The sequence below is a fragment of the Cryptosporangium phraense genome, assembly GCF_006912135.1.
In the GTDB taxonomy this organism is placed as follows: Bacteria; Actinomycetota; Actinomycetes; order Mycobacteriales; family Cryptosporangiaceae; genus Cryptosporangium; species Cryptosporangium phraense.
Genome location: NZ_VIRS01000002.1, coordinates 198,027 through 214,180, shown reverse-complemented (window position 1 = coordinate 214,180; position 16,154 = coordinate 198,027). Strand labels below are relative to the sequence as shown.

Annotated in this window: 14 protein-coding genes; 6 read left to right on the top strand and 8 right to left on the bottom strand. The window is 72.2% G+C overall.

Features of this window, described 5'->3' with window-relative positions:
* The first annotated feature begins 91 nt into the window (after positions 1-91).
* Positions 92-547 (top strand): Gmad2 immunoglobulin-like domain-containing protein, encoded by a 456-nt coding sequence (locus tag FL583_RS03305; RefSeq protein ID WP_170323457.1) that lies wholly within the window; start codon positions 92-94, stop codon positions 545-547.
* Here the strand turns inward: FL583_RS03305 and FL583_RS03300 are convergent.
* Entirely contained in the window at positions 540-2,150 is a 1,611-nt protein-coding gene (locus FL583_RS03300; RefSeq protein ID WP_170323456.1) for a RelA/SpoT family protein, read from the bottom strand. The two genes, FL583_RS03305 and FL583_RS03300, sit on opposite strands and share 8 nt — an antisense overlap.
* Positions 2,151-2,639: 489 nt before the next feature.
* Here FL583_RS03300 and FL583_RS42250 point away from each other — a divergent pair, with 489 nt between their 5' ends.
* Positions 2,640-3,245, top strand: coding sequence for a PadR family transcriptional regulator (locus FL583_RS42250; protein WP_142702949.1), 606 nt, complete (start codon positions 2,640-2,642; stop codon positions 3,243-3,245).
* Between the two features lie 47 nt (positions 3,246-3,292).
* On the opposite strand, the gene FL583_RS03290 is transcribed toward FL583_RS42250, so the two are convergent.
* Together FL583_RS03290 and FL583_RS03285 are read right to left on the bottom strand one after the other, a co-directional pair.
* Positions 3,293-3,949, bottom strand: a complete 657-nt coding sequence (locus tag FL583_RS03290; RefSeq protein ID WP_142702948.1) for a response regulator — start codon at positions 3,947-3,949, stop codon at positions 3,293-3,295.
* Between the two features lies 1 nt (position 3,950).
* Positions 3,951-5,150 (bottom strand): ATP-binding protein, encoded by a 1,200-nt coding sequence (locus tag FL583_RS03285; RefSeq protein WP_420843113.1) that lies wholly within the window; start codon positions 5,148-5,150, stop codon positions 3,951-3,953.
* A gap of 604 nt (positions 5,151-5,754) precedes the next feature.
* On the opposite strand from FL583_RS03285, the gene FL583_RS42245 reads away from it, so the two are divergent.
* From FL583_RS42245 to FL583_RS03270, 3 genes are all read left to right on the top strand, one after another.
* Complete coding sequence (locus FL583_RS42245; protein ID WP_142702947.1) at positions 5,755-7,854, top strand: PspC domain-containing protein; 2,100 nt, start codon at positions 5,755-5,757, stop codon at positions 7,852-7,854.
* Positions 7,851-8,417, top strand: coding sequence for a hypothetical protein (locus tag FL583_RS03275; RefSeq protein ID WP_142702946.1), 567 nt, complete (start codon positions 7,851-7,853; stop codon positions 8,415-8,417). The genes FL583_RS42245 and FL583_RS03275 overlap by 4 nt, the downstream gene beginning before the upstream one ends.
* A gap of 179 nt (positions 8,418-8,596) precedes the next feature.
* A complete protein-coding gene (locus FL583_RS03270) occupies positions 8,597-9,817 on the top strand; it encodes a phosphatidylserine decarboxylase (RefSeq protein ID WP_142702945.1) in 1,221 nt (406 codons plus the stop codon).
* A 46-nt stretch (positions 9,818-9,863) separates the two neighbouring features.
* Here the strand turns inward: FL583_RS03270 and FL583_RS03265 are convergent, their stop codons facing one another.
* The 4 genes from FL583_RS03265 to FL583_RS03250 all read right to left on the bottom strand — a co-directional run bounded on the left by FL583_RS03265 (position 9,864) and on the right by FL583_RS03250 (position 14,777).
* On the bottom strand, positions 9,864-10,874 hold the full coding sequence (locus tag FL583_RS03265; protein WP_142702944.1) for a CDP-alcohol phosphatidyltransferase family protein: 1,011 nt from the start codon (positions 10,872-10,874) through the stop codon (positions 9,864-9,866).
* Positions 10,875-11,200: 326 nt separating this feature from the next.
* Complete coding sequence (gene guaA, locus FL583_RS03260) at positions 11,201-12,766, bottom strand: glutamine-hydrolyzing GMP synthase (RefSeq protein WP_142702943.1); 1,566 nt, start codon at positions 12,764-12,766, stop codon at positions 11,201-11,203.
* A gap of 44 nt (positions 12,767-12,810) precedes the next feature.
* A complete protein-coding gene (locus tag FL583_RS03255) occupies positions 12,811-14,499 on the bottom strand; it encodes a GMC family oxidoreductase (RefSeq protein WP_205751805.1) in 1,689 nt (562 codons plus the stop codon).
* Complete coding sequence (locus tag FL583_RS03250; protein ID WP_142702942.1) at positions 14,433-14,777, bottom strand: GNAT family protein; 345 nt, start codon at positions 14,775-14,777, stop codon at positions 14,433-14,435. Before FL583_RS03250 ends, FL583_RS03255 begins: the two co-directional genes overlap by 67 nt.
* 10 nt (positions 14,778-14,787) lie before the next feature.
* On the opposite strand from FL583_RS03250, the gene FL583_RS03245 reads away from it, so the two are divergent.
* The gene (locus tag FL583_RS03245) at positions 14,788-14,991 is read left to right on the top strand and encodes a hypothetical protein (RefSeq protein ID WP_142702941.1); all 204 of its coding nucleotides are present in this window, start codon (positions 14,788-14,790) and stop codon (positions 14,989-14,991) included.
* A 9-nt stretch (positions 14,992-15,000) separates the two neighbouring features.
* Here FL583_RS03245 and FL583_RS03240 read toward each other — a convergent pair whose 3' ends face one another.
* Positions 15,001-16,119, bottom strand: a complete 1,119-nt coding sequence (locus FL583_RS03240) for a GuaB3 family IMP dehydrogenase-related protein (RefSeq protein WP_205751804.1) — start codon at positions 16,117-16,119, stop codon at positions 15,001-15,003.
* Positions 16,120-16,154: the final 35 nt, after the last annotated feature.

Genomic DNA, 16,154 nt, shown 5'->3' with positions numbered 1-16,154 from the left:
TCTCCGGACTAATCCGACAAAACGAATGCGTCGGTACTCGACCTCGCGCCCGGCAGGCTAGAGCATGTCGAGGACCAGCGGGGGGAGCTTCATGCGGCGACACGGCATCACGATCATCGGGGTAGGGCTGGCACTCGTCGGCCTGGTCACGGGCTGCAGCAGTGACGACAGCCCGGAAAGCGCGGCTCCCACGACGTCGGAATCGAGTGCCGTGACCGCGGCCACGACGGCGGCGAGCCCGATGAGCGGAGCCGCGGCCACCGACGCGGCGATCACGCTGAGCGCGCCGGCCAACGGCGCGACCGTCGGTCGCAGCTTCGTCGTCCGTGGGTCGGGCGTGGCGTTCGAAGGGACGCTGCTCTGGAGCCTGGACGGGCCGGGCGAGCCGATCACCGGCTACGCGAGCGCGGGCAGCACCCAGAAGCAGCCGTTCCAGTTCACGGTCGAGGCCCGGGAGGCCGGGACCTACAAGCTCACGGTCTACCGCGAGTCGGCCGCCGACGGCGCCCGCACCGACGTGGTCGAGCACACGATCACGGTCAGGTAGGTTCCCCGGGCCCGTCGACGATCAGGATCAGGCGCTTGGCGACGTCGGCCGGGTCGAGGCGGCCGTCGGCCACCGCGGCGCAGAGCGAGTCGTGGTCGGGCAGGTCGAGCGATCGGGCCAGCATCGAGAGCGGCCGGTCGTGGGCGAGCACGCGGCCCTCGACGGCCAGCGCGGCCGCGATGTCACGCCGGCCGTTCTCGATCGAGACCTCGGAGACGTCTTCGGCGAACCAGCGGCGGATCTGGATCTGGGCCTGCGGGCTCTTCGCGAACCGCAGCCACTCCTCGCTCGGCCCCGAATACTCGGACGGCGACGTGAGGACTTCCACTACGTCGCCGTCGGAGAGGGGCCGGGCCAGCGGTACCAGCTGGCCGTTCACCTTGGTGCCGATGCACCGGTCGCCGAGGTGGGTGGAGACCGCGTAGGCGAAGTCGACCGGGGTCGCGTTCTCGGGCAGGCTGATCGCCCGGCCGTTCGGCGTGAACACCATGACCTCGTGGTCGGCCAGGCCGGAGCGCAGCGAGTCCATGAACTCGCCCGGCTCGGCGGCGTCGCCCTCCCAGTCGAGCACCCGCTGCAGCCACTCGAGCTCGGCCGCCGCGTCGCCGACGCGGTCGCGACCGAAGCGGTGCAGCGCGGCGATGCCGTACTCGGCGACCCGGTTCATGCCCTCGGTGCGGATCAGCACGTCACAGCGGCCGTCGGGCGCGATCACCGTCGTGTGCAACGACTGGTACATGTTGAACTTGGGGACGCCGATGTGGTCCTTGAACCGGCCCGGGATCGGGTGCCAGCGCCCGTGGATGATGCCCAGCGCCGCGTAGCAGTCGGTCGGCTCACCCTCGATGACGACGACGAGCCGGTCGGCGCCGATGAAGTCGTCGGGCGCGTTGGGCGTCTTGTTGATCTGTTTCCAGACCGACTTCAGGTGACGCTCGCGCCAGGTGACCGTGGCCTTGATCCGGGCCCCGCGCAGCTCGGCGGCCGCACCCTCGACCAGGTCGTCGAGGTACTTCCGGCGCTCGGCCATCCGGGATTCGACCCGGCGCTCGACCTCGAGGTAGGCGTCCGGATGCAGGATGCGGAAGACGAGGTCTTCCAGCTCGCGCTTGAGCTTGTGGATGCCCAGCCGGCCGGCCAGCGGGATCAGGACCTCGTTGGTCGCGCGCGCGATGCGCTGCTGCGACGGGCCCGACTTGAAGCCGAGCGTCCGCATGTTGTGGACGCGGTCGGCGAGCTTGATCACCAGGACGCGTGGGTCGCGGCCGGCGGTGACGATCATCTTGCGGTTGGTCTCGGCCTCGGCCGCCGCGGTGCCGAAGCGGACCTTGTCGAGCTTGGTGAGCCCGTCGACCAGGAGCGCGACCTCGTCGCCGAAGTCGGCGCGGAGCTGGTCGAGCGTGTACTGGGTGTCTTCGACCGTGTCGTGCAGGATCGCGGCGACCAGCGCGGTGGTGTCCATGCCCAGCTCGGCGCAGATCTCGGTGACCGCGAGCGGGTGCGTGATGTACGGGTCGCCGCTCTTGCGCATCTGACCGCGGTGAGCACGCTCCGCGATCGTGTAGGCCCGGCGGAGTACCTCGACGTCGGCCTTGGGGTGCACGGTGCGGTGCAGCCCGAGGAGCGTGTGCAGCGGGTCGTCGTCTCGCGGATTTGCTGTTCCGCGCAGGAGAGCCCGGAAGGCTCTGACCGGCCCCCCCGTTACCGTTCCGCCGGTTTCCGCGTCAGTTGACGCGCGCCGACCGAGCGGCTGAGTCGGATTCGACCCGAACGGGGTGGCCTCGGCGCTCATGCCTCGGCCCGCCCAGGACAGCAGCGGCCATTTGACGCCCAGCCGTTGTCAACGAGATGCGTCGACATAGTGAGCGATCACCCCCAGTCGGTCGCCGAGACAGGAAAGCGAGATGTACCGATGGTATGCGGCCAAACAGCCCTTTGGGGCCCCCGGTGGGGCGTCCGATCCGATGCGGCGGCTCCGGATGGGCCGTTAGGCCGAGCCCGGCTAACTAGTTGATCTCGCTGGGGCTTGCGTGTCGATGTGTTTCCGATATATCGTTAGTGCATCGGTACTACATCTACACAGGAGGCACTCATGTACCGCACACCTCATGAGCACCGCGGCCGTGGCCGTGGTCGGCATGGTTTCTTTCCCGGTTTCGGCGGTCCGCCGCCGTTTCCGCCCGGGGGTCCGGGCTTCGGTCCGGGGGGTCCGGGTTTCGGTGGTCCGTTCGGCCCGCACGGCCGGGGCGGGCGTCGGGGCCGGCGTGGCAACGTCCGCGCCGCTGTTCTGGTCCTGCTCCGCGAGCGGCCGATGCACGGTTACGAGATGATCGGCGAGATCGCCGAGCGCAGTAACGGAATGTGGCGGCCGAGCCCGGGCTCGCTCTACCCCGCTCTCCAGCTGATGGAGGACGAGGGGCTGGTCACGATCGAGGAGACCGACGGGAAGCGTCTCGTCTCGCTCACCGACAGTGGCCGCGCCGAGGCCGACGCGCTGGCCGAGCAGCCGGCTCCGTGGGCGCAGGCGTCCGAGGGCGTCGAGCAGAGCGTGATCGACCTGCACCAGGCGATCGGCCCGGTGGTCCAGGCCGCCGGCCAGGTGGCCCAGGTAGGCACGGAGGAGCAGCGGCAGAAGGCGGTGGAGATCCTCACCGAGGCCCGCCGTCGCCTGTACGGCCTGCTCGCCGAGTCGGAGTGATCAGACAGCGAAGGCCCGCGCAGTTGTGCGCGGGCCTTCGTGCTGTTTCAGATGAGCCGCCGGTCGACGGCCCACCTGGAGAGTTCGTAGCGGTTGCTCATCTGGAGTTTGCGGAGGACGGACGACACGTGCGTCTCTACCGTCTTGACGCTGATGAACAGCTCCGACGCGATCTCTTTGTACGCGTAGCCGCGGGCGAGTAAACGGAGCACCTCGCGCTCGCGGTTCGTCAGCAGGTCGAGCTCCGGATCCCGCACCACGGTCTCCGGCCGCTGCGTGAACGCGTCCAGCACGAACCCGGCCAGCCGCGGCGAGAACACCGCGTCCCCGTCGGCGACCCGCTTCACCGCGTCGGCCAGTTCGTCCGCCGCGATCGTCTTGGTCACGTAGCCCCGGGCTCCGGCCCGGATCAGACCGATCACGTCCTCGGCCGCGTCCGACACGCTCAGAGCCAAGAACTTCACCTGCGGCAACGTCGGACGGATGGCCTCGAGGACGGCTCGGCCACCACCATCAGGCATATGGACGTCGAGCAGCACGACGTCGGGGGTGAGCGCGGTGATCACCGACACCGCCTGGGGCACCGTACTGGCCTCCCCCACGACCTCGACCGATCCACCGAGCTCGGCCCGGACCCCGGCCCGGAACATCCCGTGGTCGTCGACCAGGACGACCCGGACCCGGGCGTCAGTTGGCGTCGTCATGTCAGTCACCGTTCGTGCGTTTCATCGTCAGCCGGACCTCGGTACCGCTGCCCGGGCTGCTCCGGATCTCTGCCTTACCACCGTGCCGCTCCATCCGGCCGAGGATCGAGCCGCGCACGCCGTGCCGGTCGTCGTCCACGTCCTTCGGGTCGAAGCCCCGGCCGCGGTCCCGGATGAAAACGCTGACCTGGTCGGGCTCGATCTCGGCGTACAGCGACACGGACGCTACCCCGGCGTGCTTGCCCGCGTTGACCAAAGCCTCGCGGGACGCCTGGACCAGCGCGGTCAGCCCCGGGTCGAGCGCACAGTCGCCGACGACGACCGCGTCGACGCTCACCGCGAACGCGTCCTCGACCTCGGCCGCGGCCTCCTCCAGGGCGGCCCCGATCCGCTCGGCCGCGGACGCGGTCGGCTTGTACAGCCAGTTGCGCAGCGAGCGCTCCTGACCGCGGGCCAGCCGGGCCACCTCGCGCGGGTCGGCCGACCGGCGCTGGATCAGCGCCAGCGTGTGCAGCACCTGGTCGTGGACCATCGCCGCGATCTCGGCCCGCTCCTGCGAGCGGATGCGCTCGCTGCGCTCGGCGCGCAGCTCGATGATGATCTGCGCCAGCCAGGGCGCCAGCACCAGAGCGACGCCGGCCAGCAGCACGCCGCCGAACAGCAGACCGTCGCGGACCGACTCCCACTCGCCGGAGAAGACGAGGAAGCCGACCAGCCCGACCATCACCAGGACGCCGCCACCGAGCAGCCGGACCGCCATCATTCCGCGGCCACCGGCCAGCACCGGCCCGAGCCACGGCACCTGCGGCGCGGCCGCGACCCAGCGCTGCCGCTGGACCGGGTCGGCCCGGCGCCAGACCAGCGCGGCCCCGACCGCGACGACGCCCAGACACCAGACCAGCACCAGCTGGCTGTTCCCGCCGACGCCGAGCAGCACGACGATGATGCCCAGGCCGAACACGACGAACGCGACCAGCTGCCCGGTGTCGCGGCGGCGGCCGCGCTGCTCGGCGGCCGGGTCGATCGCCAGCACGGCCCAGAACACCGCGTAGAGCACCGCACCGAGGCCGCCGAACGCCAGCAGCACGAGGAACACGAGCCGGACGACGAGCGGCCGGGCGCCGACGTGCTCGGCGATACCGGACGCGACTCCGCCGAGCACGCGGTCGTCGGTCCGCCGGTAGAGCCGGCGGATCGGCACGCCGGAGGCCGTCGACAGGCCCGACTCGACGAACCCGGGCGGGGCCGCCGGGGCGCCGGGAACGGTGACGCCGGTGGCCGCGCGGGTCGCGGCGGCGGCCACCTTGCGGGCGGCGGCCGCGGCCCGCTCGGCCGCCGCGCCGTGCGTGGCCAGGTGGCGGGCCGAGGCTTTCTCGGCGTTGCGGCGGGCCGCGTCGGAGTGCTTGGCGGCGATCCGGGCGGCGGCCTCGCGCATCTCTTCCGCGGAGCGGGTGCGCTCGGCGGCGGCCTGCTGGGCCGCGGCGAGGTACTGCGCGGCCAGACGCTGCGCGTCGGCATAGGGCGCGTCGGCGTACGGGGGCTCCGCGTACGGCGCGTCGGCGTACGCGGCAGTGGGCGTGGACTGGGGCGCGGGAGGGGCCTCGGCGGGGCCGGCGCCGGGCCCGCGGTGGGCTGGCGTAGTGATCGTTCCTCCCGGGTTCACAGGTTGACGTCTCCGATCGTCACATCAACCGGGCTCGCTGACCACGGGGAGCTTCCCCGAGATCCCGGCCCCGGGCGAATCAGGGTCCGGTCAGGGTCGTGCCCGATGGTCCGGGAGCCTCCCGGCCGAGAGTATCGATGCCATGGACAGCCTCGACCCCCATCGCGAGCCAACGCCGGAAACCGGCTCCACCTCGCCCAGCGGCTCCGCCGCGGCGTCGGACTCCGCATCAGCCGGGTCGACGCCGTCCGCCGGGCCCACGCCCCCGTCCGCCGGGCCGACTCCGCCCTCGGGACCGACTCCTCCGCCGCCGGGTGGTGGCGCACCGCCGCCTCCGGGCGCGCCCTGGGGCGCCGGGCCCGGGCACGGGTCCGCCTGGAACCGGTACCGGTCGCTGACGCGGACGAAGCAGGGGAAGGTCATCGCCGGGGTGTGCGCCGGACTCGGCCGCACCACCGGGACCGACCCGATCCTGTTCCGGGTCATCCTCACCGTGCTGGTGTTCTTCGGCGGCGTCGGTGCGCTGCTCTACCTGGTGGCGTGGATCGTGTTGCCGGTGGACGACGAGCCCGCTTCGCCGCTGGAGTCGCTGCTCGGACGCGGGCGCTCCGGGACCTCGCCGGCCGCGACCGTCGGGCTGATCGCGCTGGCCGCGATCGTGCTCGTCGCGTCGTTCTCGAACGGGCTCCCGTCGACGCTGCTGCTCGCGGCCTGCCTCATCGGAGGGATGATGCTGCTCCGACGCACCGGCCAGCACCACAGCTACCCGCCGGCCCCGGTCGGCGCGACCGCCGCCGGCCCAGGCAGCTACCCCCCACCCCCCGGCTGGCCCCCCGCCCCCGGCGGCCCGACCGCCCCCGGCGGCCCCGGCGGCCCCGGCGGGGGTGGACCTGGCGGGGGTGGACCTGGCGGGGGCGGATCGCCGACCGCGCCGAGCGGCGCGATCTTCGGTGCTGACCCCGGCAACGCCCCGACCGACCCGACCGTCCCCTCCGCGCCCTCCAGCGCCGACGTGAGCGACCCCACGGCCCCGTCGGGCCCCGAACCGACCGGCACCGCATCCGCGACCACCGGCGCCGCATCCGCGACCACCGGCACCGCATCCACGGCCACCGGCACCGCATCCAAGGCCACCGGCAGCTGGGCCGCCGCCGGCGCCCCGGCCGGCTCCCCGGCCGACGCCCCGGTCACCGCGCCGATCCCCCCGTCGGCTCCCGAGCCCCCGTCCTACGGCCCGTCGGCCGAGGCGCCCGCCTACGGCGCGCCCGCCGGAGCCCCGGGCTACGCCCCCGCCTCCGGAGTCCCGTCGTCCGGAGCCCCGCCCTACGGCCCGGCCGCCTGCGGCGCCCCGAGCCACGGCACCCCGACCTACGGCACCCCGACCTACGGCACCCCCGGCAACAACGGCCCCGCCTACGGCACCCCGAACTACGGCGCCCCGAACTACGGCGCCCCGAACTACGGCACCCCCGGCTACAACGCGACCGCCTACGGCGCCCCGGGCTACGGCACGCAGTACGCCGACCCCTACACGCCCCCGTTCGCGCCCTACGGCCCGTACGGCCCCCAGGGCGGCCCGGCCATGCCCCCGGTCGTCCCGCCGTACCCGCCCACCGGACGCAAGGCCAAGCGCAAGAGGGAGCGCTCGATCCTCGGCCGGCTGACGATCTCCGTAGCCTGCCTGGCGATCGTCGTGCTGCTGATCATCAGCTCGGCCGGCGTACACATCCCGTTCGCCGCGTTCGTCGCCCTCGCCCTGGGGATCATCGCCGCCGGCCTGCTCGTCGGCACCTGGTTCGGGCGGGCCCGCTGGCTGATCCCGATCGGCGTGGTCCTCACCCTCCTGCTGGGCATCGGCGCGGCCGCCGAGAACTCCGACGGCGGCCCGAACGGCCGCCGGGACGTCAGCTACGCGCCGCTCGCGATCGAGCAGGTCCTGCCCCGCTACGAGGTGGGCGCCGGCGACTTCGACCTCGACCTCAGCAACATCGACTTCACCGGCGTCACCCGGACGATCGACATCAACACCGGCTTCGGCGACACGAAGATCACGCTCCCGCCGGACGTCGACGTCACGGTCGACTACGACATGGGCGCCGGCGACGCCCAGATCTTCGACCACCGCGACAACGGTGTGGGCCTGGACGGCAGCTACTCCGACTACGGTGCGAACGGGGCGGACGCCAGCGACCTCAAGCTGGTCATCCACCACGGCGCCGGTGACCTGGAGGTCGTTCGATGAAGCGGCACCCCGTCGACAGCGTCTCGCTGGTCTTCGCGCTGCTGTTCACCGCCGCGGTGGCCTGGTGGGGCGTCGCGATGATCAGCAGCGACCCGCTGCACGTCCCGGCCGCGTGGATCGGCGCCAGCCTGCTGCTGATCATCGGGCTCGTCGGGCTGATCAGCGCGCTGCGTCCGCAACGTCAGCAGGTCGAGTCTCCGCTGACGGTGCCGCCGGCGCCGCAGCCGGCGCTGCACGAGCCGGACCCGTACAACGATCCGTTCCTCGCGTCGATGCAGCTCCCGCGCGTCGACGGCGTCCTCGACGCGGACGCGATCGCCGCGGCCTACCGCGAGGCCGGCTTCGAGGATCCCGCTCACGCCGGCCCGGCTTCGCCGACCGGCACCGCGGTCCTCGACCGTCCGTCCGAATCCACTCCGGACGAGGAGAAGGCGGACGCCGAAGCGTCGGCCATCGAATCCGGCGACGACGAGGCAGCGACCGCGGACCTGCCGGTGCACGAGCCGACGGACGGGAACACGAAGCGGCTGCCGGCCGACCGGGACGGAGGCGCAGCCTCATGATCGCGGTGCTGCTCACCGGCATACTCGGGCTCTGCGCGCTGGCCGCGGTGATCCGCGTCGACACCGCTCCGCCGACCGAGCGCTGACCGACCGACCAGCCGGACGCGGCCTCGGCAATATGCTGGGGCCGCGTCCGGCTGTTGGGGTTCGGACGGAAAAGCCGACACGCAGGGTGAGTTATGGCAGACCACGCAGATTTCCCCCGGCCGGACGCCGGCCCGCTCGCACTGTCCGACCGCGCCGTCGGGCCGGTGGCCGCGAAGGCGCTGACCGCCGAGGTCGCCCGGCACCCCGGGCCGAAGACCGTCCTCGTGGTCGGCGTGACCAGCGGCGATACGGTGGTCGACCGGGTTCTCGGCGTGATCATGCCGAACGACCAGGTCATCGTCGTCGCCGACGGGCCGGTCGACGACCTGCTGGGCAGCGACGAGACGTTCGCCGGCCGGGTGACCGTGCGGAAAGATCTGCCCGCCGAGCTGCCCACGCCGGTCGACGTCGCGGTCGTCGCGCGGCCGGCGCTGCACCCGACCGTCGTCGACCGGATCCGGCCGCTGCTGGCCGCGGACGGCGTCCTGACCGTGGCCACCGACGCGACCGCGAGCGACCCGCTCTCCGGGGTGGTGGACGATCACGCGGTGCGCACCGACCGGGTGTTCCGGTCGTTCCCGCCGCTGCGGGTGCACCAGCTGCGGTTCACGCCGGCGACGCCGCACCTGGCCGCCCGGCTGGGCCCGGCGGAGGTGCCGAGCCACGTCGCGGTCACCAAGCGGATGGGGATCGACTCGAACGGCGTCGCGTTCGGCGGGCTCGCGCTGGGCGCGGCGGCGCTGACGAAGCTGGTGCGTCCGCGGTCGAAGGCCTGGCTGGTGCCGGCCGCGCTGGCGCTGCCGGTGGCCGCGTTCTTCCGCGACCCGCGCCGGATCGTGCCCGACGACCCGCAGGCCGTCGTGTCGTCGGCCGACGGCAAGGTGCTCGCGGTCGAGCGGCTGACCGACACCCGGTTCGGCACCGACGAGTGGCTGCGGATCTCGGTGTTCCTGTCCGTGCTCGACGTGCACGTGAACCGGTCGCCGGTGGCCGGGCGGGTCGTGTCGGTGCTCCGCGAGGAGGGCGGGTACGCGAACGCGATGACCGCGGCCGCGGAGCACAACGTGGCCTGCTACACGGTGCTCGAGACCGTGCACGGGCGGGTCGTCGTGGCCCAGCGGTCGGGGTTGATCGCCCGGCGGATCGTCAACCGGGCCGGGGTCGGGGCGCTGCTCGCCAAGGGCGAGCGGTACGGCCTGATCCGCTTCGGCTCCCGCACCGACGTATACCTCCCGGCCACGGCCGCCGAGCCCCTGGTCTCCCCGGGCGAGCGGGTAGTGGGCGGCGAGACGGTCCTGGCCCGCTGGACCTAGAACACGAAAAGGGCGGCCCCCGTCGAGGGGCCGCCCTTTTTGCTGCCTAGACGGCGGCGATACCGCGCTTCTGGCGGGCCCAGAGTAGGGGGCCGCTGAGCAGGTACGCGCCGACCAGGAGGCCCAGCGTCGTCGTCGGGTCGAGCGCCACCGCAACCGCACCGACCGGCAACAGCCACTTCGGCACCCGCCTGAGCGCCCCGATCTTCAGGTACGGGAACGAGCTCACCATCGCGATCGCCAGCGCGGCCACGAACAGCGGAGCCGCCCACCGGCCGGCGTCCGGGCGCACCAGCACCGCGATCACCGCGATCGCCGCGGCGATCGTCGTCGGCACGCCGGAGAAGAACCGGCCGTTCTTCGGCGACACGTTGAAGCGGGCCAGCCGGATCGCCGCGCACACCGCGATCAGTGCGCACGCCACCCCGGCCACCGCGGTCGGGCTCGGCCCGGTGAGCCACGCGAACACCACGACCGGCGTCGCGATGCCGAACGAGCACATATCGGCGAGCGAGTCCATCTGCGCCCCGAACGGCGTCGAAACGCCGAACAGCCGGGCCAGCGCGCCGTCGGCGCCGTCGAACAGGACGCACCCGAGCAGCACGGCCGCGGCGATGCGCACCTCGCCGTGCAGGACGGCGAAGATCGCGGCCAGGCCGAGCATCAGGCTCGCCAGCGTGCACGACTGCACCAGCGCGAACTGGCAGCGACGGGCGATCGTCTTCTCCCCGGTCAGCAGCGGGGCTGCCTGCGGTGCCTCGGCCGCGAGCCGCTCAGCGGTGGTCTCGGAGGCCGGACGGGTCCGGCGCCGACGAACCGCAACTCCGTGCACCGGGTCACCCACCCGCTGAGACTCCCCATCGGGCCAGGTGAGCGTGGTGTAAGGACCGACCGGCTGCATCTCGTCGGCGCCGGGCGGACCGCCCGCGTCGACCCCGCCGCGCCGCCTCACCAGCACGCGACGAGCGAATGTGCCGCCGCGGCGGAGTCCTCGACTCCACCGACGGCCAGCCGGACGGGGACGGCCTGAACTGCGCCGCCATGGTCTCGCTTGCACCCCGAATTCCTCCTGGGCATCAGCCGGCTTCGAAGGCGCCGCCGATCCGTGCGACGGGCCTAGTCCCGAACTAGCGGACGTACATTCGCATACACGTCTCGCCGCGTTCAGATGTTCGACCAGAAAGTATGTGTTCCCCGTCGAGTCGCCGCCCAAGCGGAAGAGCCCCCAAATGGGGCCACTACGCGATCCGATCCCCCGTACGGACCCTGGACTGAACGGCAGCACCGCAGCTCATCCGTGTGCGGCTCGGTCTACGGTACCCCACCTGAGCCACTTCAGTGAGACTGCTCACAGTCCGCTTCGGGCCCCCCGAACAGGGGTAGTTACTCCCACTCGATCGTGCCCGGGGGCTTGCTCGTCACGTCGAGCACTACCCGGTTGACCTCTGCAACTTCGTTCGTGATGCGGGTGGAGATCCGCGACAGCACGTCGAACGGCACCCGGGCCCAGTCCGCGGTCATCGCGTCCTCGCTGGTGACCGGACGCAGCACGATCGGGTGCCCGTACGTCCGCCCGTCGCCTTGGACGCCGACGCTGCGGACGTCGGCCAGCAGGACCACCGGACACTGCCAGATGCTGCGGTCGAGCCCGGCCGCGGACATCTCCTCGCGGACGATCGCGTCGGCCTGCCGGAGCAGGTCGAGGCGCTCGGCGGTGACCTCGCCGATGATCCGGATCGAGAGCCCGGGGCCCGGGAACGGCTGCCGCCAGACGATCGCCTCGGGCAGGCCGAGCTCCAGGCCGACCTGGCGGACCTCGTCCTTGAACAGCGTCCGCAGCGGCTCGATCAGCGAGAACTGCAGGTCTTCCGGGAGCCCGCCGACGTTGTGGTGGCTCTTGATGTTCGCGGTTCCGGTGCCGCCCCCGGACTCCACCACGTCCGGGTAGAGCGTGCCCTGCACCAGGAACTCGATCGTCTCGCCGTGCTCGCCGGCCTCGGCGATCAGCTCGCGCTCGGCGGCCTCGAACGTCCGGATGAACTCCCGGCCGACGATCTTCCGCTTCTGCTCGGGGTCGGTGACGCCGGCGAGCTCGCGGAGGAACTGCTCCTGCGCGTCGACGACCTTGAGCTTGATGCCGGTGGAGGCGACGTAGTCCTTCTCGACCTGCTCGGCCTCGCCATCGCGCAACAGTCCGTGGTCGACGAAGACGCAGGTCAGCTGGTCGCCGACGGCCTCGTGGACGAGCGCGGCGGCCACCGCGGAGTCGACGCCGCCGGACAGCCCGCAGATCACCCGCTTGGTGCCGACCCGCTGCTTGATGTCGGCGACCTGATCGGCGATGACGTTGCCCATCGTCCAGTCGGGGCTGATCTTCGCGACCTCGTAGAGGAAGCGCTCGAGCATCTTCTGGCCCTGGGCGGTGTGGAGCACCTCGGGGTGGAACTGGACCCCGGCGAAGCCGCGGTCGGTGTTCTCGAACGCGGCGACCGGGGCGCCCGCGGTCGCGGCCGTGACCAGGAAGCCGTCCGGGGCCTGGGAGACCGCGTCGCCGTGGCTCATCCAGACGTCCTGCTCGGTCGGCAGACCGGCGAAGACGACGCCGGGGTCGAGGACCGTGAGCTTGGTGCCGCCGTACTCGCGGTTGCCGGTGTGGGCGACGGTGCCGCCGAGGGCCTGGGCCATGGCCTGGAAGCCGTAGCAGATGCCGAAGACCGGGACGCCGGCGTCGAACATCGTCGAGTCGACGCCCGGAGCGCCGTCGGCGTAGACGCTCGACGGGCCGCCGGACAGGATGATCGCCGCGGGCCGGCGCGCGAGCATCTCCTCGACCGGCATCGTGTGCGGCACGATCTCCGAGTAGACCTTCGCTTCCCGGATCCGGCGGGCGATGAGCTGCGCGTACTGCGCACCGAAGTCGACGACAAGCACCGGGGGCGGAACACTCATAAGACGCAAGCGTAGTGCGCCCCACTACCCCACAGGGAATCGCGCTAGCTAGTGGCCGGTGGGGCATTCCGCGGGAGGCGGAGGGCGGCTTCGGCGTGCGGGGGCACGGACGGGTTCCGGGGCGGGATCGGCTCCAGGCGTCGGTACGGCGCACCCGGCGCCGGACGCGGATCGGGCTCGCCGCGGTTCGGCCAGAACGCCATCGCCCGCTCGGCCTGGGCGGTGATCGACAGCGACGGGTTCACGCCGAGGTTCGCCGACAGCGCCGCCCCGTCCACCACGTGCAGCCCCGGATATCCGTAGACCCGGTGGTACGGGTCCACGACCCCGGTCTCGGGCGAATCGCCGATCGCGCACCCACCGATGAAGTGCGCGGTCATCGGCACGTCGAACGCCTCGACCAGCGTCCCGCCGGCCATGCCCCCGATGCGCTCGGCCGTCCGCCGGGTGGCCTCATGCCCCAGCGGCAGATACGTCGGGTTCGGCGCCCCGTGGCCCTGCCGGGTCGTCATCCGTCGTCGTCCGAACAGACCGCGCTTGGTGTACGTCGTCAGTGAATTGTCGACCGACTGCATCACGAGCAGGATGATCGTCCTCTCCGACCATCGCCTCAGCCACAGGATGTGGCGCGCCTTCCCGACGTTGCGCACCATCTCCCGGAGCCACCCGACCCACCGGGGCTTCCCCGGCGGCGGGAGCACGGTCGTGAGCAGGCCCATGAAGTTGCTCCCCCGGCCGTACCGGACCGGCTCGATGTGCGTCTGGGAGTCGGGGTGGAACGACGACGTGATCGCGACCCCGTCGGCGAAGTTCTCCCCCTCCTCCACGCGCAGACGATTCGCTCCGAGCAACGCCTCCGAATTGGTCCGGGCCAGCACCCCGAGCCGGGGCGACAACCCCGGCAGATGGCCGGCGTCCCGGGAGAAGTGGAGCAGCCGCTGGGTCCCCAGCGCCGACGCGGCCACGACCACCTGCGACGCCGTGAACGTCCGCCGCTCCCGACGTCCGGTCCGTACCGTGTCGACGGCGTAGCCGCCGGTCGGCAGGGGCCGGATCGCCGTCGCCGTGGTGAGCGGGAAGACGACCGCCCCGCCGGCCTCGGCCAGATGCAGGTAGTTCTTGACCAGCGTGTTCTTCGCGTTGTGCCGGCATCCGGTCATGCACTCGCCGCAATGCGTGCACCCGGTCCGCACCGGCCCGGCCCCGCCGAAGTACGGATCCGGCACCGACACACCGGGCGTCCCCAGGAACACCCCCACCGGCGTCGGGTGGAACGTGTCCTCCACCCCCATTTCGGATGCCACCGCCTGCATCACCCGGTCGGCCGGGGTCATCCGCGGGTACCGGACGACGCCCAGCATGCGCGACGCCTGGTCGTAGAACGGCGCCAGCTCGGCCTTCCAGTCGGTGATGTGCCGCCACTGGGGATCGTCGTAGAAGGCCTGCGGCGGCTCGTACAGCGTGTTCGCGTACACCAGCGAACCCCCGCCGACCCCGGCCCCGGCCAGCACCAGCACGTCGCGGAGCAGCGTGATCCGCTGGATCCCGTAGCACCCGAGCCACGGCGCCCACAGATACCGGCGCACGTCCCACGACGACCGCGGGAACTCGTCGTCGGCGAACCGGCGTCCGGCCTCGAGGACCGCGACCCGGTACCCCTTCTCGGTCAGCCGCAGCGCGCTGACGCTACCGCCGAACCCGGACCCCACCACCACGACGTCGAAGTGATCCACTCCGGAACCGTGACATCAGCCAATGGTGGAGTCAACCCTAGATGCACCGCCGGGACGTCCTGGGCCTCCAGAGCGCCGAAGAACCGCCCGATCAGCGCCCGTCCGTATCCCTGGCCCTGATGTGACGGCAGCAGGTCGATGTGGAAGTGCGCCGGGTACGGCTCGAGCTCCGGCAGCAGCATCCGCTCGGGGTCGTGCAGGATCCGCACCAGCGGGTCGTCGGTGAGCGGCCAGCGCTCGGCCACCGACGGCAGCCACTCGCCCCGGAACCGCTTCACGAACGCCGGCGTGTCGGCCGTCCCGATGACGTACCCGACGGCCCGCTCGCCGTCGTCCAGGACGAACGCCAGCGTCGGGTCGAACGCGACGTACGGATCGGCGAACGCGGTCGGGAAGATCGACGGATCGGGGTACCTGCCCCGCGCGTCACCGCCCGCGTCCGCCGTGCGGACGCAGACGTCACGCAGCGCGTCCAGATCGGCGTCCCCCTAGGGACGGATCTCAGCGTGCGACAACCAGATCGACCTTCTGGAAGGCCTTCACGTCCGAATAGCCGGTCTTGGCCATCGCGCGGCGGAGGCCGCCGAACAGGTTCAGCGACCCGTTCGGGTCGTCGGCCGGGCCGTCGACGACGGTCGCCAGGCTTCCCAGCGGCCACTCCGACGGCGAGGGGACGTAGGCGCCGCGGGGCAGCTTCGGGTGCGACGCCATCGGGTGCCACCAGGCACCACCGGCGGGCGCCTCGGCCGCCACCGACAGCGGCTGGCCGAGCATCACCGCGTCGGCGCCGCAGGCGATCGCCCGGGCGATGTCACCCGAGGTCTGGAGCTCGCCGTCGGCGATCACGTGGACGTACCGGCCGCCGGTCTCGTCCAGGTAGTCGCGCCGGGCGGCGGCCGCGTCGGAGATCGCGGTGGCCATCGGCACCCGGATGCCGAGCACCTGGTCTTCGGTGGCCCACTTGTCGGCCCCGGTGCCGACGATGACGCCGGCCGCGCCGGTGCGCATCAGGTGCAGCGCGGTCTGGTAGTTCGCGCAGCCGCCGACGATCACCGGCACGTCGAGGTCGGCGATGAACTGCTTGAGGTTCAGCGTCGGCCCGGACGTGGTGACGTGCTCGGCCGAGACGACCGCGCCCTGGATGACCAGCAGATCGACGCCGGCCGCGATCGCCTCGAGCGCGAGCTCCAGCGTGTGCTGGGGCGAGATTCGGATCGCGGTGGTGACGCCGCCGTCGCGCATCACCCGGATCCGCTCGCTGATCAGCTCGTGCTTGATCGGCTCCGCGTACGCCTCCTGCAGACGCCGGGTGCGGCGCGACGCGTCCGGGAGCGAGGCCAGCTCCTCGAGGATCTTGGTCGGGTCGTCGTAGCGGCTCCAGAGCCCCTCGGCGTTCAGGACTCCGAGCCCGCCGAGCCGGCCCACCTCGACCGCGGTCTGCGGGCTCATCGTCGCGTCGGAGGGGCTCGCGACCAGGGGCAGGTCGAACCGGAACGCGTCGATCTGCCAGGCCAGCGACGTGTCGTTCACGTCCCTGGTGCGGCGCGATGGCACGATCGCGACCTCGTCCAGGTGGTAGGCGCGGCGGGCGTTCTTGCCCATCCCGATCTCGACCGACATGTTCAAAGCGAGCCCCTTAGCCGCGCCGTCAAAAC